Source organism: Paenibacillus sp. Soil750, assembly GCF_001428045.1.
Taxonomy (GTDB): Bacteria; Bacillota; Bacilli; order Paenibacillales; family NBRC-103111; genus Paenibacillus_E; species Paenibacillus_E allorhizoplanae.
This window is the reverse complement of sequence record NZ_LMSD01000012.1, coordinates 587,062-608,158: the sequence shown is the minus strand read 5'-3', so window position 1 is coordinate 608,158 and position 21,097 is coordinate 587,062. Positions and strand designations below refer to the sequence as shown.

Annotated in this window: 18 protein-coding genes; 17 read left to right on the top strand and 1 reads right to left on the bottom strand. The window is 42.5% G+C overall.

The window, feature by feature from the left end:
• Window positions 1-10: 10 nt before the first annotated feature.
• The 12 genes from ASL11_RS14785 to ASL11_RS37850 all read left to right on the top strand — a co-directional run bounded on the left by ASL11_RS14785 (window position 11) and on the right by ASL11_RS37850 (window position 13,058).
• Window positions 11-949: a shikimate dehydrogenase family protein gene (locus ASL11_RS14785; RefSeq protein ID WP_056615466.1), complete on the top strand. Its 939-nt coding sequence runs from the start codon at window positions 11-13 to the stop codon at window positions 947-949.
• Between the two features lie 27 nt (window positions 950-976).
• On the top strand, window positions 977-1,558 hold the full coding sequence (locus ASL11_RS14780; protein ID WP_056615462.1) for a glucose-6-phosphate isomerase: 582 nt from the start codon (window positions 977-979) through the stop codon (window positions 1,556-1,558).
• A 149-nt stretch (window positions 1,559-1,707) separates the two neighbouring features.
• Entirely contained in the window at window positions 1,708-2,907 is a 1,200-nt protein-coding gene (locus ASL11_RS14775; RefSeq protein WP_200962433.1) for a sugar ABC transporter substrate-binding protein, read from the top strand.
• A gap of 35 nt (window positions 2,908-2,942) precedes the next feature.
• Entirely contained in the window at window positions 2,943-4,436 is a 1,494-nt protein-coding gene (locus ASL11_RS14770; protein ID WP_056615459.1) for a sugar ABC transporter ATP-binding protein, read from the top strand.
• Between the two features lie 3 nt (window positions 4,437-4,439).
• Complete coding sequence (locus ASL11_RS14765) at window positions 4,440-5,432, top strand: ABC transporter permease (RefSeq protein WP_200962432.1); 993 nt, start codon at window positions 4,440-4,442, stop codon at window positions 5,430-5,432.
• Window positions 5,433-5,463: 31 nt separating this feature from the next.
• Window positions 5,464-6,339, top strand: a complete 876-nt coding sequence (locus ASL11_RS14760; RefSeq protein ID WP_056615455.1) for a D-psicose 3-epimerase — start codon at window positions 5,464-5,466, stop codon at window positions 6,337-6,339.
• A 26-nt stretch (window positions 6,340-6,365) separates the two neighbouring features.
• Window positions 6,366-7,163 carry an SDR family NAD(P)-dependent oxidoreductase gene (locus tag ASL11_RS14755; RefSeq protein ID WP_056615452.1) on the top strand — a complete coding sequence of 266 codons (798 nt, stop codon included), beginning with the start codon at window positions 6,366-6,368 and terminating at the stop codon, window positions 7,161-7,163.
• A 78-nt stretch (window positions 7,164-7,241) separates the two neighbouring features.
• On the top strand, window positions 7,242-8,945 hold the full coding sequence (locus tag ASL11_RS14750) for a methyl-accepting chemotaxis protein (protein WP_056615449.1): 1,704 nt from the start codon (window positions 7,242-7,244) through the stop codon (window positions 8,943-8,945).
• A 226-nt stretch (window positions 8,946-9,171) separates the two neighbouring features.
• A complete protein-coding gene (locus ASL11_RS14745) occupies window positions 9,172-10,617 on the top strand; it encodes a spore germination protein (RefSeq protein WP_056615446.1) in 1,446 nt (481 codons plus the stop codon).
• A complete protein-coding gene (locus tag ASL11_RS14740; RefSeq protein WP_082595453.1) occupies window positions 10,571-11,839 on the top strand; it encodes a Ger(x)C family spore germination protein in 1,269 nt (422 codons plus the stop codon). Before ASL11_RS14745 ends, ASL11_RS14740 begins: the two co-directional genes overlap by 47 nt.
• Complete coding sequence (locus tag ASL11_RS14735; protein ID WP_056615440.1) at window positions 11,836-12,933, top strand: GerAB/ArcD/ProY family transporter; 1,098 nt, start codon at window positions 11,836-11,838, stop codon at window positions 12,931-12,933. Before ASL11_RS14740 ends, ASL11_RS14735 begins: the two co-directional genes overlap by 4 nt.
• The gene (locus ASL11_RS37850) at window positions 12,933-13,058 is read left to right on the top strand and encodes a hypothetical protein (protein WP_268796198.1); all 126 of its coding nucleotides are present in this window, start codon (window positions 12,933-12,935) and stop codon (window positions 13,056-13,058) included. The genes ASL11_RS14735 and ASL11_RS37850 overlap by 1 nt, the downstream gene beginning before the upstream one ends.
• A gap of 229 nt (window positions 13,059-13,287) precedes the next feature.
• Here the strand turns inward: ASL11_RS37850 and ASL11_RS14730 are convergent, their stop codons facing one another.
• The gene (locus ASL11_RS14730; protein WP_056615437.1) at window positions 13,288-15,651 is read right to left on the bottom strand and encodes a helix-turn-helix domain-containing protein; all 2,364 of its coding nucleotides are present in this window, start codon (window positions 15,649-15,651) and stop codon (window positions 13,288-13,290) included.
• Window positions 15,652-15,895: 244 nt separating this feature from the next.
• On the opposite strand from ASL11_RS14730, the gene ASL11_RS14725 reads away from it, so the two are divergent.
• The 5 genes from ASL11_RS14725 to ASL11_RS38140 all read left to right on the top strand — a co-directional run bounded on the left by ASL11_RS14725 (window position 15,896) and on the right by ASL11_RS38140 (window position 20,984).
• Complete coding sequence (locus tag ASL11_RS14725; RefSeq protein ID WP_082595452.1) at window positions 15,896-16,876, top strand: ABC transporter permease; 981 nt, start codon at window positions 15,896-15,898, stop codon at window positions 16,874-16,876.
• Window positions 16,877-16,889: 13 nt separating this feature from the next.
• Window positions 16,890-17,759, top strand: a complete 870-nt coding sequence (locus tag ASL11_RS14720) for a carbohydrate ABC transporter permease (RefSeq protein ID WP_056615435.1) — start codon at window positions 16,890-16,892, stop codon at window positions 17,757-17,759.
• A 73-nt stretch (window positions 17,760-17,832) separates the two neighbouring features.
• On the top strand, window positions 17,833-19,413 hold the full coding sequence (locus tag ASL11_RS14715) for an ABC transporter substrate-binding protein (RefSeq protein WP_056615432.1): 1,581 nt from the start codon (window positions 17,833-17,835) through the stop codon (window positions 19,411-19,413).
• A gap of 130 nt (window positions 19,414-19,543) precedes the next feature.
• Window positions 19,544-20,818, top strand: coding sequence for a Gfo/Idh/MocA family protein (locus tag ASL11_RS14710; protein ID WP_056615429.1), 1,275 nt, complete (start codon window positions 19,544-19,546; stop codon window positions 20,816-20,818).
• Window positions 20,819-20,876: 58 nt separating this feature from the next.
• A complete protein-coding gene (locus ASL11_RS38140) occupies window positions 20,877-20,984 on the top strand; it encodes a family 20 glycosylhydrolase (RefSeq protein WP_200962445.1) in 108 nt (35 codons plus the stop codon).
• Window positions 20,985-21,097 lie beyond the last annotated feature (113 nt).

Below are 21,097 nucleotides of genomic sequence, written 5' to 3'. Positions count from 1 at the left end.
GAGAATAACCATGAAACTTCCATCAAAAGCAACTCAGCCGACCATGTACTTCATTGGGGTAACCACAACAAAGTCCTCGATTATGAAACTTTTTCCGCTTTGGGCGGAGGCCCTCGGGCTGAAGAACGCTGTGATTAAAGGAATCGATATCGACATTCATGCCAAGCCGGAAGTGTATAGAGAAGTCGTGGAATTTATCAAGAATGATGAATTATCTCTCGGTGCTTTGGTAACTACGCATAAGATCGACTTATATGACGCTGCCAGCGACCTGTTCGATTATTTGGATCCCCATGCGCAAATGTTCAAAGAGCTTTCTTCCATTTCCAAGAAAGAGGGGAGATTGGAAGGTTACGCCAAGGACCCGATATCCAGCGGATTGGCGATGGAGGCTTTTATTCCAGACAATTATTGGAACAACGGCGGTGAAGTATTGATTCTTGGATGCGGAGGAAGTGCATTGGCGATCAGTTCTTATTTGACGGAAAAAGAGCATGGCAGTCACCTGCCCTCCAAAATAATTCTTACGAACCGAAGCAAGCCAAGGCTGGATTCAGCCAAAGAGCTGCTGTCGCAGCTTGATACCAATGTTCCGTTTGACTATCATCTATGCCCCGATCCGACCCAGAATGATGAAATCATGGAAGCACTAAAGCCCTATTCGCTGGTTATTAACGCAACGGGCCTTGGTAAAGACAGACCTGGATCACCGCTCACGGATGGAGGCAAATATCCGCTGAATGGGTTGGTGTGGGAGCTGAATTATCGTGGCGAACTTGATTTTATGCATCAAGCTTTGAGACAGAAGGAGCAGCTTAATCTGCATGTCGAAGACGGATGGATCTATTTTATCCATGGCTGGACGCAAGTTATTGCAGAAGTGTTTCATGTGGATATCCAAGGTGAAGTCTTGGAGAAATGCGCCAGAATTGCCGAAAGCATTAAATAATAAACTAACTTTCAAGGGGTGCTTAGAATGAGTCAGGATCTAACAGTCAAGCCATTTTCCATGTATTTTGATTTAATCAGCGGAATGTCGAACGAGAGAAGTACAACGAAGCGACATCTCTCCAATATGAGAGGCATGTTTTCAAATGGTGAAGCGTTGGAAGCGATGATCGAAAAAGAGAATTCATTGATGTATGAATTTTTCGAACTCGAAATGCCTGAAAAAGATGGTCATTTACTATTCGGCACCAGTATCGTGTATCCAGGCAAAGTTGGCAATGAATATTTCATGACCAAGGGCCATTTTCACACAATCTTGGATACCGCTGAAGTCTATTACTGCTTGGGTGGCAAGGGCTATATGCTCATGGAAAATCCTGAAGGGGATTGGATCGCTGAAGAGATGACTCCAGGAAAAGCCGTGTATGTACCAGGTCGATATGCGCATAGAAGCATTAATGTAGGCGATGAGCCTATGATTACTTTCTTTGTTTTCCGAGCAGATGCCGGTCATGATTATGGAACCATTGAAACCAAAGGCTATAGAAAATTGATTGTGGAAAATGAAGGTAAGGTTGACATCGTAGACAATCCCAAATGGGGAATTTAATAAGCAAATAGCAGTCAGGGACCTGAATCAACGCTCAGGTCCCCCCTCTTGGGGGATTTGTCTAAATTTAAGATTAGGGAGGGCTATAAGTAATTCATTCGTAAAATGTAAGCGCTTTAAAATTATTTCCAAAAAAAGGGGAAATGAACATGAGTAAAATCCAACTGCTGCGTAAATCGTATTTGCTGCTTATCTTCACGATGCTTACGGCTTTATTGTCATCTTGTTCGAATCAAGCCAACCCTGTGAACCCAGATAGCAAAGCAGGGCAAACTCAAGTCTCCACTGCGACTGATGATGCTGCCAAAAAATTGGGCAAAATCGTGATTGGCTGGGTACCGCCGGATATTACGGGTGTATACAAAATTGCAACGACATACATGGAAAAGTCAGCAGAAGATGCTAAGAAGTCGGGGCTGGATGTTGAAATCCTGACAAAAGCGAGCAATAACCATGGGGATGCCAATGCTCAGATACATAACATCGAAGATATGATTCAAAGAAAAGTCAGCGCGATTATTATTTCTCCAGCAGATGTAGAACCGCTGAAACCTGTCTTGAAACAAGCCAAGGATGCTCATATCCCTGTGATAATCGTTAATCTGCTAACACCGATTGAGGGAACTCAAGTCGATACTTATATTGGTTTTGATAATGCGCAGGCGGCAGAAGTATCCGCATATGCCATGTTAAACGCGCTCGGCGGGCCAGGCGTACTGGATGGAAAAGGAAAAAAAGTGGATGTTAAGCCTAATCAAGAACTGGATTTGAAGTGGTGGCAGAACGTGTATAAAGACGTTGATCCGAATTCAATTAAGGGGAAAATTGCTATCCTTTCAGGAGTTCCGGGGAGCTTCTATGATAACGAACGCCAAAAAGGCTTCGATAAAGTGTTGAAATTGTTCCCGAATGTTCAAGTCGTTACCAAGCTTCCTGCGGATTGGAATCGGCAAAAAGGCGTATCTGTCACAGAAAACATTCTGCAAAAGCACAAAGATATTGATGGCATCTGGGCTGCTTCGAATGAAATGGGATTAGGCGCCATTAATGCGGTTCAAAACGCAGGGCTTACTGGAAAAGTATTCGTTACGACGAATGATGGGACGTCGGAGAGCGTTGATCGAATTAGAGAAGATAAGATCTTGTCGGAAACTTGGCACGGGTTCCCTGAATGGGGCTGGTACGGTGTGAAATTCGGAGTGATGCTCCATCTTGGAGAAGAGACGCCGAAAACCTATGATATCAGACCAAGAACAGAGTATAAAGCCAACGCCAATGATTTCTACCCGAATCCTGTGTTGGAACCGATCAATTGGAAGCAAATTATCACCAATGCGAAGCTCAAATAATTGCATGATGAAATTTGGAAACAGGAGGGGTGGAGATGGCGGCAACCCTATTGAAAATGAGCAAAATCAAAAAGCGATTTTATGAAACAGTGGCCTTGGCTGAAGTGGATTTGGAAATCAAAAAAGGTGAAGTTCATATCCTGTTAGGTGAAAATGGTGCTGGCAAATCGACGTTGATGAAGATTCTATCCGGCTCCTATGTACCCGATGAAGGGGAGATTTATTGGGAAGGCAGACCTGCTGCGATCAAATGTCCCGCGGACTCGCTAAGTTTAGGTATTGGTATGGTATACCAGGAACTGACGATGATCAAAGAGCTCAGCGTGATGGAAAATATCTTCTTGGGGCGAATGCCTAAGCGCAAGGCTCTTCCGTTCGTCGATTGGAAACAGGTGATCGAGAATACAGGCAAAGTTCTGAGTACCTTAGGGCTGGAAATTGATGTTCATGAAAAAATATCTCAGTTTGATTTAGGCATTCAACAATTAGTAGAAATTGCAAGGGCAATTTCCAGAGACGCGAAATTAATTATCCTAGATGAGCCTACCTCCGCTTTGACGGATAAAGAGGTCAGATCTCTCTTTTCAGCGATCAAACGTTTAAAAAATCAAGGAATTTCTTTTGTTTATATTACGCATAAGCTTGATGAGGTTTTTGAAATAGGCGATACAGTAACGGTATTAAGAGACGGTCATTCCATTGATACGATCAACGATATTTCAAGTGTTACACAAGACTTGCTTGTGTGCATGATGGTTGGCCGCTCGATTGATGAGCAGTACCCCAAAATGAATCACTGCACATCCAAAGAAGTATTGAAAATAAGTGGACTTGGAGATGGAAAGGCCATTAAGGATATTTCTTTCACGCTGCATGAAGGAGAAATCTTGGGGATTGCCGGTCTTGTCGGTTCAGGCATCACGGAATTGCTCGAAACCTTATTCGGTTTAAGGAAAGCTGCGGAAGGGAGCATTCAATTAAACGGTGAAACGTATTCACCTCTTAGTCCCAAAAGCGCAATTGACCGTAAGTTGGGTTTTGTTACGAAGAATCGGAAAGAAGGTCTTCTCTTGCACATGTCCGTGGCTGAAAATATTACGGTTTCCAGCTCTATTGGTTTTAGCAGATGGGGGGTTAGGAACAAGAAAAAGGAGTTTGGCGTGTCGGAGGATTATAGGAAGCTGTTGAAAATCAGTACGCCAAGCGTATCCAATCCTATCGGCAAGTTAAGTGGCGGCAACCAGCAAAAAGGCGCTATAGCCAAATGGCTCTGCAATCAAACAAAGATATTTATTATGGATGATCCGACCCGCGGAATTGACATTGGGGCCAAAGTGGAAGTGTATAAATTGTTAAATCAAATAACGGAACAGGGTGGATCCATCCTCTTGGTATCGACAGAACTGCCAGAATTAATCGGACTGTCTGACAACATTGTCGTGATGAACAGAGGCAGGCTGGTGGCCAGCTTTGATGCGCGTGAGTGCAGTCAGGAACTTATTATGGAGAAAGCGGCAGGAGGGTTGTAACCCATGCAAAGTATGGATTTAAACATGAATCAACATGAAAAAGCCCAAGTGAAAAAGAAATCAATGATGCATTACATCAACAAGATTAGTCCTGTAATCCCGTTATTGATTTTAATTGTTTATATGGCCATTGCGAATCGTGAATTTTTCACGCTGAGCAATTTCTTGAATATTTCCAAGCAATCTTCGGTTATGGGGATTTTGGCGATAGGTCAAACTATGGTGATCATCGCTGCGGGTATCGACTTGGCCGTAGGTTCAGTAATGGCACTTACTGGCTGTATTACCGCAGTAGCCATCATCAATTGGGGTGTCAATCCAGTCGCTGCCGTCTTGATCGGCATTGTGTGCGGAGTGATAACCGGCTCATTGATTGGTCTAATCATTACGAAAATCAAAGTTCAAGATTTTATCGCGACGCTAGGAGCGCTTACTGCGATTCAAGGCTTTGCCTTGTTAACGAGCGGAGGATTGCCAATTTCGGGGCTGCCGCAAGGGTTACTGGTTATAGGAAATGGGAATATCGCCAAAATCCCGATTTCATTTCTGGTATTCGTCGGTGTTGCCCTATTGGGTTGGGTCATATTAAAGCATACGACGTTTGGCCGCAATGTCTATGCGCTTGGCGGAAACCGCGAAGCGGCATGGGTTTCGGGGATTAATGTCAATCTAACGAAAACACTCGTGTATGCGTTTTCAGGATTCTGCGCATCGATTGCAAGCATCGTTATGTTAGGTCGTCTTAACTCTGCCAATGCTTTGATGGGGGACGGGATGGAACTACTCTCTATCTCGGCAGTCGTTCTTGGAGGCACAAGTCTCTTTGGCGGTGCTGGAGCAATCGGTGGAACGATTATCGGTGTCATCACGATGGGTACGCTCAGCAATGGATTGAATTTCCTGGATATTTCGGCTTTTTGGCAAAAGGTTATTTTAGGCCTGGTCATTATTACGGTAGTGGCACTTGATACGTTTAGAAGAAGAGTCTCAAAGTAGAGGTTACCCCATCATTGAGGAGGTTATTCCCATGTACAAATATGGCGTACACAGTTCTTTTGGTGAGAAAGATTGGAATTTCGACTTATTTAAAGCTGTGAAAAGACATGCGCTAAACGGGTTTGATGTTGTGGAAATTTTTATTCCTACACTCTTGAGCAGACCCAAGCATGAGTATCAAGAATTGAAACAACTCGCAGACGAATGTGGTATTGAAATGACGTACTCAACGGGGTTAGCAAAAGAACACGATCTGTCATCCAAGGATGAGCTTATCCGTCGGCAAGCGATCGAGTATGTCAAATACGTTATGCAGATCATAGCCAGCATGGGAGGTAAAGCTTTTGGCGGTGTCAATTATGCAGCATGGGCAGGGAAACTTGAGCCATGGGAGCTAGATCCCCAAGCCTATATAGAGAATAGCATTAAGAGTATGAAGGAGCTGGCGAAAACAGCTGAAGATCTCGGCATTACGTATATGTTTGAGGTTGTAAACCGCTTCGAGACGACGGTGATGAATACAGCCTCAGAAGGTATTGCGTTTATCGAAGAAGTCGGAAGTCCGAATTGCAAACTCGTGCTCGACACGTTCCATATGAACATTGAAGAGGTTAGCTTATCGGATGCCATTGTAACGGCTGGAGATCAATTAGCGTGTCTGCATCTGGGTGAATGCAACCGCAGTCTTCCGAGAAAGGAAGGAAGAACGGATTGGAATGGCTTGTATCGAGCGCTGAAATCCATTCACTTCGGCGGGGTTCTAACTATTGAATCTTTTATTACCACAGGTGGACAGATTGGAAGGGATATCGGATTGTATCGAGACCTTACGTTCGGGAAAGATGACCGTCAACTGGATGTATCGATAAGAGATTCTTTGAATTTTCTGAAGTCTCTTGAAAACTAAATCATAATTTATTGGAGGATATAACTATGGACACTGGTTTAAGAGGAAAAAAAGTACTGGTAACGGGATCCACAACTGGGATCGGCAAAGGGATTGTAGAAGCCTTCGCGCAAGAAGGAGCGGATGTGATTCTTAATGGCTCTTCGGTAGAGCGTGTAAATAAAACGGTAAATGAATTGCAAGCAAAGTATAAGGATGTAAAGATATCAGGTATCGCCGCTAACCTGGCCATTCCGGAAGAAGCCAACCGACTCTATGATGAAGCAAGTAAAGACGGTCAACTTGATCTTTTGATCAATAATCTAGGTATCTTCCCTGTAAAACCATTTGAAGATATTACAGACGACGATTGGTATCATATTTGGAATGTAAATGTGATGAGTACGGTACGTCTTTGCCGAAGAGCGCTTCCCGACATGCTGAAGGCAAACTCGGGCAAGATCATCAATATCAATAGCGAAGCAGGTTACCGGCCAAATGGCGACCTTGTCCACTATTCGACCACGAAGTCAGCACTTCTCGGTTTGAGCCGGGCGATGGCAGAGCTTACCAAGGGTTCGAAAGTTACAGTAAATAGTGTATTGCCAGTTACGACTTGGACGCCGGGAATCGAAACCTACCTGCAAGGCTACGCAGAACGTGGCGGTATAAGTTTGGAACAAGCAAAGATTAATTATTTCAAGGAAGGCAATGACAGTACCTCCTTGCTGCAAAGATTTCTGACGGTAGAAGAAGTTGCGAAAACGGTTATTTTCGCCGCTTGCAACGATGGCATTAACGGCAACTCTATTTTAATAGACGCAGGCGTCATCCGTCATATTTAATACCTACCAATACCGGGCTGTAAAGCCCGGAATTTTGTTTGTTTTTTGCATAGAAATAGTAGTAGAAAGGAACTCACGATGAGGTTTACCATTGGTAGAAAAATATTGACGGGGTTTTTAATTGTTTTGTTCTTATTGGCTATAGTTAGCGGGATCAGTGTTCTGAAAATGTCGGATATGGGGCAAGAGGCAGTCTCAATTGAAAACAAATGGATGCCTAGTGTTAAAACCTTAGCAACGATGCAGGCGGATCTGTATGATATACAGCATTCATTGTTGGAGATTATTTTGGAAAACGATGACCAAAAAATAGTTCAATATCAAAGCAAAATGAATGACTCGATTGCAGAATTGAAAACGATTCAAAGGAAATATACGTCCGCTTATACAACGAATGACAATGAAAGAACATTTCTTAAACAATTCATCGACTCGGAAGAGCAGTATTTGAAGTCTTTTCCAGAGGTCATTCAAGCTAGAAAAGGCAATGATTTCATAACTGCTAATTTTCTTATATCCCAGTCGATCCCGCATTTTAATCAAGCCATGAATTACTTGTCACAGTTAATAAGTTTTAACGATTCAGGTTCTAATCTGGCGACAGGTAGTTCAATTCAAACATTCAAATCAGGAAGGATATTTGTCATCGTTTTAAGCATTATCACTATTCTTGCAGGTGTTGGCATGGCATTTATCATTTCTCGGATGATTTCCATACCGCTTACTAGGGTAACAACAGCGGCAGAGCGTTTGGCAAACGGAGATTTAACCGTCCAAGATCTCATAATTAGAAACAAAGACGAACTAGGAGATTTAGCTAAATCTTTTCATCATATGACTTCCAATTTGAGAGAAATCATGTATCAAGTCGGCATCCATTCTGAGATGGTTGCTGCTTCTTCGGAAGAACTAACCGCTAGTGCGGATCAAACCAGCTCAGCTTCCGAACATGTGGCCCTACATGCACAAAACGTTGCAACCGATGTTCATAAGCAGGTTCTGGATTTAGAAGATAGCAAAAATACGATTGGTGAGATGTTGGAAGGCAGTAAACAAATTGTCATAAGGGTACAAGAGACTTCTTCTGCGGTAAACCAAGCAACCCAATTGTCGTTGAACGGGAATGAGTCGATTCAGGCCTCAATGAAACAAATGGATATCATCCACAGCTCCGTTGAGCAATTAGTGGAGATTGTGAAGAAATTGGGTGAAAACTCCATCGAAGTGGGCAAAATCATTAACGTTATTACCGACATCGCATCTCAAACCAATTTACTGGCTCTTAATGCAGCTATTGAAGCAGCGAGAGCGGGCGAACATGGCAAAGGATTTGCCGTAGTGGCTTATCAAGTGCGTATGCTAGCAGATCAAACGGGAATGTCTGCCAAACAAATTTCAAACTTGGTTACTAACAATCAGTTTGAAACTCAGAAAGCCATACAATCTATGGAGAAGAATGCTAAGGAAGTAACTGAAGGAATGTTTATTATCAATGATGCAGGAAAATCTTTTATGCATATTCAAGAGGCCGTTAAATCCATAGAAATTCAGACAGAGGAAGTATCTGCGGCTGTGGTGCAAATGGCGGCTGGAGCCGAACAAATTGCAAGTTCCATTGCTATTGTTATTGATTTGGCTGAGAAATCAGCAGCCAATACACAAAGCGTATCGGGGGCTGCAGAAGAACAACTTGCTTCTATGGAAGAAATTAATGCATCTGCAACTGCACTTTCAACGATGGCAACAGAGCTGCAGAACATAATAAGTAAATTTAAAGTATAGAATGTCTCCTTCATAAAAAAACAACTAGTGGAATCAAAATTCGCTATACGCTAAGCCTTCTTTCTTGAAGGCTTGGCGTTTTTTCTTACTCTAAGCGGGATCAGGGATAAATGACCGGTAATTATTGAATTAAATTGAGTAACTCAATAAAGAATCGACAGTAGGATTTTATTTGGTAAAAATGGGCATATTAATTTCAACTTTGAAGGTAAAGGAGGGGATTCGGGTGACAGAGCCATATCAAGAGAACATGATTTCGGGGAACTTAGTGAGGGATGAAGCGCGTTTTCGTACGCTTTTCGATCGGTGTGATGATATCGTATTTCGAAGCTTTCGTTTGGGAGGTAAACAGGCAGCTCTTCTTATATTTATGGACGGCATGGTGGATGAGCTGCGAGTGGAGTCCGAAATACTTAAACCTTTATTATCGTGTGGTCAATCGGAGGAAGAATGGGAAAACGATGAGTGGGCATGGCTGGCATACCAGGTGCTGCCAACAGAAAAAATCGCCAAAAAAATGCGAGAGGATCAGGCAACGCAGGCTGTATTAAGCGGTGATGTACTTTTGCTGGTAGATGGAGTGCCAGGCTCACTACTGATTGGCATGTATTCGATTATAACGAGATCCATTGAAGAGCCGGAATCAGAACCTGTTATTAGAGGACCCCGGGATGGATTTACGGAATGTTTGCAGATTAATATTACGATGATCCGGCGCAGGTTGAGAACGACCAAGCTGAAAAGTGAAACTTTTCATGTAGGCACATTATCTCAAACAAAATTGAGTGTCATGTATGTAGAGGGTGTTGCTCAGCAAAATCTAATCGATGAAGTGAAAACAAGGATTAAGAATATCCATATCGATGTGGTGCTTGAAAGTGGATATATCGAAGAATTAATGATGGATGACCGTTATTCAATCTTTCCGCAGTTGATTTCTACCGAGCGCCCTGATCGCGCTACAGCCATGCTTGCAGAAGGGAGAGTGGTCATTCTCGTTGATAATACGCCATTCATCCTTATAGCACCTGCGACTTCACATGAGATGCTTCAAGCCGCAGAAGATTATAGTCAGAATTTTATCGTAGTTACAGCGACGCGTTGGCTCCGATTAAGCTTGTCGTTAATTGCCCTGATTTTTCCCTCCATGTATATTGCGATAACTACGATGCATCAAGAAATGCTTCCGACCGATCTTCTCCTAAGTATCGCTTCTTCACGAGAGGCAGTGCCATTTCCGGCTATCGTGGAAGCTATCATTATAGAAACTGCATTTGAAGGCTTGAGAGAAGCAGGGATTCGGCTACCCCGCCAAGTAGGACAAGCCGTTAGTATCGTAGGTGCATTGGTCATTGGACAAGCGGCAGTGCAGGCAGGCCTCGTAACTTCCTCTCTTGTCATTGTCGTGTCGGCAACAGGAATTGCTTCATTTATATTCCCGACATACAATCTTGGTTTATCCATTCGCTTTCTACGTTTTCCCCTCATGATCATTGCAGGAATACTCGGCCTTTACGGCATTTTCATATTTTTACTTGCCTTGCTTATTCATTTGACGAAATTGAAGTCTTTTGGTGTACCCTATCTTTCCTCCATATCTTCAATGAACAGCGTTGGGTTTAAGGATGCTCTATTACGTTTACCCTGGTGGTATCGTGCAAAAGGAAACTAATGACTCAAAGTTCCGAAAGGGAAAATGGCAGATGCTGTATAACATCAAGCGAATTGTTATCATTATTCTTACTGTACTACTGCTCACCGGGTGCTGGGGACGAAGGGAAGTAAACGAAATCGCTATCGTAACTGCCACAGGTATAGACTTGATGGAAAATGATTCTATTCGTGTAACATTGCTCTTAGCCGTTCCACGACTTATTGGAACATCTTCCGTGAACGGCGGAGGAGACTCCAAGTTGGAAGTTACCGCCGGTTGGGTTGTTTCGGAACAAGGGAAAACAGTTATGGAGGCATACAACAATTTGCAAGGAAAGCTCCCACGCAAAATATTCTTTTCGCATAATCGAGTCATTGTTATCGGTGAGAAGCTTGCAAGAAATGGCACATTACCGATCCTTGATTTTTTTATACGCAATAAGCAGTCACAGCTTAAAAGCACCATTATCGTCACGAAGTTTGAAGCAACTGATGTGCTTAAATTCAAACCTAAATTTGAAAAATTAGCCTCTGAAGTCATGAAAGGAGAATTGCACGAGAGTAGTGGCACATCTGTTCAATTGGGACGTTTTATCACCATGCTAATGGATGAAGGGCAGGAAGCTTATGCGCCACAAATCTCCATTGTCCCTTCGGAAAAAGGGGGGGATGGTTCAACTAACTTAATGGTATCCCAAGGTGCTGCTGTTTTCCAAGGCGATCGGTTGGTCGGATGGCTCAATGACATAGAGATTATGGAATTGCTATGGCTTAGAAATGAGAAACAAGAAGGCGTTGTTACTTTAGAAATTCCAAAGAAATTGGGTGGTGGATACGTAAGTGGAGAAATGACGAATGTTCATAGCAAAGTAGTTCCCATTCAACAGAATGGCACGATTACGGTAGATATTGAGATTTCTTCCTTACTAAACGTCTATGAAAATACATCGAAACTTGATTTGAATTCGCTCAAAGATAGGTCAATTCTAAGCAACTTATTTGCTAAAGAAGTAATGGGAGATATCGAAATGCTTTGTACGAAGGTACAGAAAGAATTAAGGTCTGATATTTTTGGTTTTGGTCAAAAAATGTATAAACAAGATCCTCAAATATGGAAAACCAATTACGCTAATAATTGGAAAGCGATGTTTCCGGAAATCGAAGTCGATACTTTGGCGAAAATAATGGTTGTACAGACAGGATTAATAGGTAAAGGTGCAATAAAGGAGGATATCCGATGATTTCGATCTCGCCTTATCATTTTTTTTCATTAATGGTTTTGTTTGAACTCGGAACAACCGTTATTTTCGGATTCGGTTCCGACTCAGGACGAGATGCGTGGATCTCTGCATCGATATCTTCTTTACTTGGGGGGATACTTATTGCTGGTTATGTAACCATCTCAAAATTAAATGATTTTGTATCAATGGTGGGTTGGTTTACTAAATGGTTTGGCAAATGGCTCGGAACCCCAATAGCTTGGCTTTATCCCCTTTTCTTCGTTTATACAGCAGCACGCATAATTTGTGATCTTAGGTTCCTCCTCCCAATTACGCTGCTTCCCAAAACACCTCCATGGTTTTTTATAGGAACACTTATCCTATTAATCTTATATGTTATGTATGCTGGAATTGATGTTTTATTCAGAATCGCAGGTGTACTTTTGCCCGTGGTCATCTTATTTATTTTGTTTGAAACCATTATCCTCTTCGCTTCCGGAAGTTTGCATGGCGAATATCTTAGACCTGTACTAGCTGAGGGATTTGGTAGAGTTTCAAAAAATATTTGGCCCGTCGGCGTTACGACAACATATGGAGAATGTTTCGTGATGTCTGTCTTTTGGTGCTTGTTAAAAAAGAAAGGATATTTGGGGCGTATTAGTATTGGGGCGGCCCTGTTCGCTGGATTATTCATTGTTTTGTTTGATGTGTTGGCGATAACGTCTTTAAGTGAGCACCTGTTCCAGAAGATGATTTTTCCAGTTTTTACGATATTGAAACTATCAAGTGTTGCTGATTTTCTAGAAAATCTGGAGGTTCTTGGCGCGATGTACTTTATGTGTTCGGCATTCATCAAGATATCCGTCTACTTGTTTGCCGCTGTTCTATGTATACGAGATCTGACACATGCTGCTAATGATCGCCTTGCCATCTGGATAACAGCTATTTTTGCCTATGTGATGGCAATGACAATGGCTAACAATTTACCCGAACATTTACAAGTTTGGTTGGGAAGTTTAGCTAAGATTATAGTGGTCCCTATGTATATCGTTCTACCCGGGATTATACTTTTGCTTTCATTATTCGGTAAATTGAAAAATAGGAGGACGGCTTAGTGGGATTTCACTTTCCATGGGAATCAAGTAGTATGCTGCAAAAGCCTTGGCTGCTGCCAGTTACAATGATCGCTACGGCCTTGCTGCTTTCTTTGATAAGTTGGTTTAAACCAAGAAAAAAGTAAAACCAGTAGCATTTGCCAACTTTTCAAGGGAAACTGTGTGATGAGATGATTGTCGAGAGATTTCCTAGGAGCAAACGAAGATTAAAAATCGAATTTCCTCTTTCTTAGATCGATTCAGACTACTAAAAAGCAGATGAGACAACTCCTCATCTGCTTTATTAATAATTTTCATTTCGGTAATGTTTTCGTCTTCTTAATCCAATTCGTATCGCCAATTTACATTCAAATATTAATCACTTTTGATTTTAACACCATTAAGCCGGTACTCCGTTAAAGACACCCCGAAATGCTTTTTGAAACTAGTGTAAAAATAATTGCTTTTTTCCATGCCGCACTTTTCCAAGATGTCAATGATGGGAAGCTGTGAATGTTCCAAATAATGTTTAAGCTTCTCCATTCGTACCACCGTAATGTACTCGGCGACAGATTTGCCAGTGGCATTTTTGAAGAGCTTGCCAAGATAAACGGATGAAATGGCAAGCGTTTCCGCACAGCTGATAAGCGTTAGATTTTTATCCTGGTAGCTTGCGTGAATCAGGCTCATGACACTTTTAACAATTTCATCTTTCTTATGATCCTTGGCCCCTTCTTTCAAGAGCACGATATCATCGATCAAGGAAAAAAATGTTTCCTCCATTTCATCAAGTGTCTCTAATCCTGTTACTGTATGAAGAAAATCGATCGAAATGATGTTCATCTTGGCTTGCGTACCTTCTGCAATTCGATTTAATTCGTTGTAAATGGCGTAGAACAGATAAATGATCGAGGTGATGATATTGTCATAAGTGGAACGCTCGATCAGCCGGATAATCTCTTTGTAGGCCTCCTTGGATGCTTTGCCGTTTCCGAGTTTCAGCGCATCGATGAGCTGTTTTTCTTTGGTCGTCGGGAATGTGAATCGTTCGCTGTCAACTTCTTTCAGAGTTTCGGGTGATAGGATACTAGCGTGCCCAAATCGGATTCTATACAAGGCAAGACTAACTGTTTCTTCATAGAGACTTTTGATTTGCTCAGGAGAGTTAATCACATAACCTAGTGTACCTGATATTGAAATGTTTAAATGCTTTGCAACATAGTGCTGGATGCTTTCGACAATGTCATGAAATGTGTGATAGAGTGTGCTGGAATCTGCCTCTGAGTTACTGATATTAGCCAAGACAATTAACTCATCGGCAGCGGAATCAATGACTTCATTGCTGTAATGGTCAGCCGTAAACTCTTTGGCGATGTTTGCGATCGCATACTTATACAGAGAGCGATCCTTCTCACTATGCTTTAAAATGAAAGTGTTATAGCCATCAATCTTCAACATAAACAAGAATAATGGTTCCGTAAATTTGACAGTAATGTCCAGGTCCTTGTCTGTATGAGAGATATGATTAGGAAGTACAAGGCTAGAGGAAGATAAGACATGCTTCAAGTATTCATTCTTTAATACGGGCATGCTGTTCCTTTTCATACTCTCCAAGGAGTCCGTTTTGTCCAGCATGCCACTGAAAGCACTAGCTAGGAATCCGACTTCATCAACGAATTTTTCGGATTTGTTGTTCGAATGAAGTCTATTCTTAATTCCGCTTGTGAGCTGACCAATAGGCCGATACAACTTTTTAGATGCGAGAAATGCGTAGAAGAGCCCTAGCAGTAATATAAGTGCGCAAAAAGTAACGGTGATGGTGCGGTTGCGTTTTACACTTGCAAATACAGCGTTATATGGTGTAATACTGACAAACTTCCACCCTAACTCATTGGAAGAAACATATGAGATCACGTGCTTTTCACCTTCAAAATTATCGAAAATAGTTCCAGATGAAGCCGCGGATGCGTTCATTTCTTTGAAATAGGAAAGATCAGCAATGTTTCTCATAAACATCTCCGGTGAGGAATGGCTGACAATTGAGCCGTTTTCATTGACTACGAATAGCTCGCTCCCATCTCTGCTCATGTTCTTATCGATAGACGACAGTGTCATACGGAGCCAATCAGCATCAACGTTTAGAATAATAGCATTGCTGTAATTTTCTCTGTAATCGCTTACATCGAATAAAATATACGTGTACACATTGACCAAGTTCGAGTTGGCTTCTGCGTTAGCTTTAATTTTCCTTGATATCGGATAAAGGGTAGGTAGACTCTTAATGTACTGTAGGTTGCCAAGCCATTGCGTGATTTCTTTATCGTAGAAGTCTGCGCTGTTATAAAAAGTATCTGACGGCGTGGCAATCATGGTGTCAGTTTTACGATTATAAATGTATGCGGAATGTATATATGTATTCGGGATCGCGAGTGAACTTAGGGTTTGAATCGCCTTGCTAGTTATTAAAATATCTTCTTCGTTACTGTTGGCGAAAGCGATGAGGGGATTATTTAAAGAAAGTGTTTGGCAAAACTTCTTAGCCAGTGTATCCATGTAAATAGCGCTATAGCTCGTTTTGGACAAGATATCGGTTTTCATTTCCTTGAGCATGTTGATGGAAGAGGATGTGTAGTTATAGTACAGCAATGATGAAAGCACCAAAATTAAAGAAGTGATGATGACAACGAATGAAATGAGTAACTGATTAAAAATACTGGTACGGGTATTTATTGTAACCAACGTAACCACCTCGATTGTAAAATGCTTTCAATATTGTCATGTTTAGTTTAGCCGATTCTGCCCATTTCGAAAAGACATGGTGGAGAAAGTACCCCACTTTCATCATTTTTTAGAGATTTGCTAATTTTCGGAGAAGGTTCAGCATTAAAAATTGGAGATATATTGAATTGTTATTGTTTCAATTCGCGATTTCATGGATTACGATAAGTCTACGAAAGCATCCAATACTGGAGGAGATAACCCTATGAGGTCGACGGTCGTAAAGTCCAAAATGTATGCCATGAAAAAACGAAGGCGAAGAGCTCTTCCAGTGGTTAGTGAATTGATTAAAAACAAAACCTTTTATGCCATGATGCTTCCCGGTCTTCTTTTCATCCTTATTATCTACTATATGCCGATGTTCGGGGTGGTTATCGCATTTCAACAATATAACCCGTTCAAAGGAATTTTCGGAAGCCCTTGGATCGGATTTAAGAATTTTGAGTTTCTGTTCAAATCAGATGCCATTTACCAAATTACGTTTAATACGATCTTCTATAATCTTATCTTCATTATTCTTGGGATAGGTCTTGCGTTAGTGGTCGCCATTCTGATCGATGAAATCGGAAATCGCTTTCTTGCGGGGGCCTACAAAAGTATATTGCTGCTTCCCTACCTCTTGTCGTGGGTGGTGGCTGAATATTTATTAAATTCCTTTCTGAGTCTGGATAGAGGCATTATCAATCAATTGCTTCAATTCGTGGGAGCAGATCCTGTTCAGTGGTACTCGGAGCCAATGTACTGGCGATTTATTTTGCCTGCTGCCTATGTGTGGAAAAATGTAGGTTACTTTGCAGTTATTTTTGCAGCTGGAATCGCGGGCATTTCAAGTGAATACTACGAAGCAGCTAAAATGGACGGAGCCAGCAAGTTTCAACAAGCCATTCGGATTACAATTCCGCTGCTCGCCCCGATTACGATTACACTCGTGCTTTTACAGGCAGGCAAAATCTTCTATGCGGGATTCGGGGATTGGGGTATGTTTTATAACCTGCCCAAGGAATCCGGTGTTTTGTTTAGCACTACGAATGTAATTGATACCTACGTATATAGATCGTTGAAAAAAATGAGCGATTTCGGTATGTCCTCCGCTGTCGGCTTATACCAGTCTTGCGTCGGCTTCATTCTCGTCGTCGCTTCCAATTACGTGATTCGTCGATACGATCGCGACAGTTCCTTGTTCTAGGAGGTTTACCACAATGAAGCAGCTTTCCTTCTCACGAATCTCGTTGAATGTTGTTTTTTTCTTGTATTCGGCACTATCCTTAATTCCGCTACTAATCATCTTATCCGTTTCGTTCACTGACGAGCAGTCGATCTTTCAGAGCGGATACGGGGTAGTGCCACAAAAATTCAGCTTGAATGCTTATTCCTACATTCTTGCAGGGAATTCGCCAATCATCAGGGCATACTTGGTTACCATTTTTGTTACACTTGCAGGAACTGCGCTGCATTTGATTATATCCTCCATGTTTGCTTACAGTCTTTCAAGGAATGAAGTAAAGTACAAAAATATGGTCTCATTTCTGGTTGTATTCTGCCTTTTATTTAATGGAGGCTTAGTACCATGGTATATCTTGCTATCTAAATATTTACACCTGAAAGATACGATATTCGTGTTGTTTGTGCCTTATCTGGTATCCTCTGTTAACGTTCTCATCATGAGGAATTTCTTTAGAACGATCCCTGATTCAATCATTGAATCCGCACGCATTGACGGGTCCGGCGAGTTCAATACGTTTATCAAGCTTGTTATTCCCTTATCAACGCCTGTACTAGCAACAATTGGTCTATTCGTAGCCGTGTTTTATTGGAATGACTGGTTCACAGCAGCGATTCTCGTTGAAAACAGTAAGTTGTATACGCTTCAGTTCCTGCTGCAATCCATCATGAATAACATTGCCTTCTTACAAGGAAACGCTTTGACTGTGCGAGCAGCCGCCATGATGCCGGATGAAACGGCCAGAATGGCAACCTGCGTGTTAGCCGTAGGGCCTATTGTGCTCACGTATCCTTTTCTGCAAAAATATTTCGTCAAAGGATTAACGCTTGGCGCAGTCAAATCGTAAGGTTGGCTTTACCGGGAAGCACAATGCACCCGTTAAGCATAAATAAGACATTAACATGGAGGTCAAAATCAATATGGTGAAAATGAAAAAAGCGCTAGGTATGATTGCAGCTCTATCCATTGTACTTGCAGGCTGTGGGTCAAATGAACCCGTTCAAACGGCTTCGCAAGAAACAGTAAAACCAGCTGAAACAGCAGCCGCTGTCGCAGCTCAGTCTACTCCAGAACCATTGAAACCAGTAGAACTGACGTATTATTTTCCGAATTCACCTCAGAAGGATCTCCAAACTGTTGAAGATGCTCTAAACAAGCTAGTTAAACCGAAAATCAATGCAACTGTACATCTCAAACTCATCGATTGGGGAGCATACGAGGAAAAAATGAAAGTAGTCATGGCATCCGGTGAGCCGTATGATCTCGTCTGGACAGCTGCAGGCTTCAACAACTATTTCCAAAACGTTGCTAACGGGGCTTATGCTCCGCTGGACGATCTTATTACCAAATATGCGCCAGACACGAAAAAGGGCATTCCCGACATGTTCTGGAACGCTGTGAAGGTGAAAGGGAAAACGTATGGTGTTCCTGTCTTTCAGCAATCAACAGCGGGTTATGGCTATTTAATTCAGAAGGCAGTGGCGGATAAATATAAAATGGACTGGAAATCGGTGAAAAAGCTGTCCGATCTAACACCATTCCTCGAAACTGTGAAGAAGAACGAACCTAATCTCATTCCATGGGAATATTCCCAAAACAGCGACGCTTTCTTTACAGCACCGCCGATGTTCGGTATGGAATCTCTAGGCGATACAAAGACACCTGGTGATCTTTATTTGAAAGACGGCGCGAAAGTTATTAACCAGTACGAAACGCCAGAATTCAAAGAATACATCACCATGATGAGAGACTGGTTCACAAAAGGATATTTGAGAAAAGATGCAGCCACCTTGAAAGAAACTGGTGCAGATCGCAAGGCAGGTAAGAATGCGCTGCAGCTCGGTCAAATCGATATCGACTCACAAGGATTCGAGCAAGCTGGTTTGGCAGCGACAGGAAGAATGTCGAATTTCAACCCAGATACGCAATCGTATGATTTGCAATTTGTAAAGCCGCTGCTCACGACTGACAAAGCTGCTGCGACGATGACAGCCATTGCCGCTAATTCGCCAAATAAAGAACGCGCGATGATGTTCCTTAATCTGCTCAATACAGACAAAGACATCTATAATACACTTGTTTGGGGTGTTGATGGCAAGCATTACAAGAAAGTTGCGGATAATCGGATTGAAACGAATAAAGATGGCGGGTACCAAATCTTTGCGCCTTGGGAATTCGGTAACATGAAGCTGACGTACATTTTTGAAGGTGACCCTAAGGGTGGGGAAGTAAACAACAAGTTCACGAATATGTGGGTGGATCTCAATATGAAAGCAACACCATCCAACGCGCTCGGCTTTGTCTTTGATTTTACGCCAGTTAAGTCAGAGAAGGCGAACGTGGATGCGGCCGTCGATGAGCTTTACTACGCGCTTGCCAGCGGTTCCATTGATCCAGAGAAATACTTACCGCAATTTCTGGATAAATTGAAAAAGGCAGGCGCTGACAAAATTATCGCTGAGAAGCAAAAACAATTAGATGCATGGAAAGCGACCAAATAAATAAGTCTGTTCAAAGGAATGTGAACTTGTTTACTGGAAAACTGCGTAGAGGACACTATTCTATGCAGTTTTCTGCTTTTATGAAAAGTATTAGAGAAAAGTGTATTTTAAGCCAAGGAGAGATTATGTAATGGGAAAAATAACAGCAGTCTTGATCGGAGCTGGACAAAGAGGTGCTGGTGCGTATGCGCCCTACGCCTTGGAGCATCCGGATGACATACAATTCGTCGCAGTAGCGGAGGCGGATGCTGAGCGCAGAGATCGCTTTCAGCAAGCACATCATATTGCTGGCGAATATAGCTTTGCGAGCTGGGAGGAGTTGCTGGCAGGACCTAAGCTTGCGGATGCGGTGCTTATTTGTACACAGGACAACATACACTTCGCACCTACGATTCAGGCATTGGAGAAGGGGTACCATGTGCTTTTGGAAAAGCCGATGTCTCCTGACCCTGCGGAATGCTTGATCATGGCGGATTACGCGGAATCCTGCAATCGTGTGTTTTCGATTTGTCATGTGCTGCGATATACGGACTTTTTCGCCACGTTGAAAGGGATTATTTCGGATGGGAGAATTGGTAAGTTGGTTTCTATTCAACATACGGAAAATGTGGAACATCGCCACCAAGCGCATAGTTTTGTGAGAGGCAACTGGCGCGATGCAGCGAAGTCCAGCCCAATGATTCTAGCTAAGAGCTGCCATGATATGGACGTTCTGCAATGGCTGGTTGATTCGGAGTGTACGAAAGTATCATCCTTTGGCTCGTTAACCCATTTTCGCCAAAATAATGCCCCTGAAGGTGCACCCACACGTTGTTTGGACGGTTGCCCGGTACAAGAGACATGCCCATACTATGCGCCTAAAATGTACATAGGAAGGGACGATTGGGTAGGTACTGTGCTGCGGCAAGTTATCAGCCATGATACGAGCGACGAGGGCGTGCTTCAAGCCTTGCAGGATGGCCCGTATGGAAGATGCGTCTACCATTGTGATAATAATGTAGTTGATCATCAGGTCGTCAATTTGGAATTTGCTAATGAGGTGACCGTTGCTTTTACGATGAGTGCTTTTACATTTGAAGGCGGTAGGTCATTGAAAATTATGGGGACACTGGGCCAGATCAGAGGCGATATGGAGAAAAATGAAATCGAGGTGACTAGCTTTATCACCCGTGAGAAGGAAATAATCCGTCTAGATACAAATTTAGCTGGGCATGGCGGTGGCGATGCGGGTATCATGCGGGATTTCGTTCGCCTCGTTCGAAGCGATGGCAAGGAAAAGAGTCTTACTGGCGCGCAGGTTTCGGCGCAAAGTCATCTCCTTGCTTTTGCTGCTGAAAAGTCAAGGTTGGAAAGTCGCGTTATTATTATGGCAGATTATAAGTCTGAACTGAAAAACAACGCATAAGTGGCTCTCGCACATGTTACTTGCGACTGAGCGACACCATAAATAGACTGTACCCTGGATATGCTCGTATCTCTGGCATTTAACTGACGATCATGGCTGGCGCATCGAAAGCAAAATCTTTCCGAAGTTGAATGAAATCGGTTCCTCCGGCAACCACCCACATTAACCGTTCTTTCTGTCAAGAGAAATCCTCTGAAAAGAACGGTTTTCTTGTATGACTCAATGTACTCCCTGGCGTTCGGAAAATAAAGCGTCTGACAGCATATAAGTTGGTAAAAT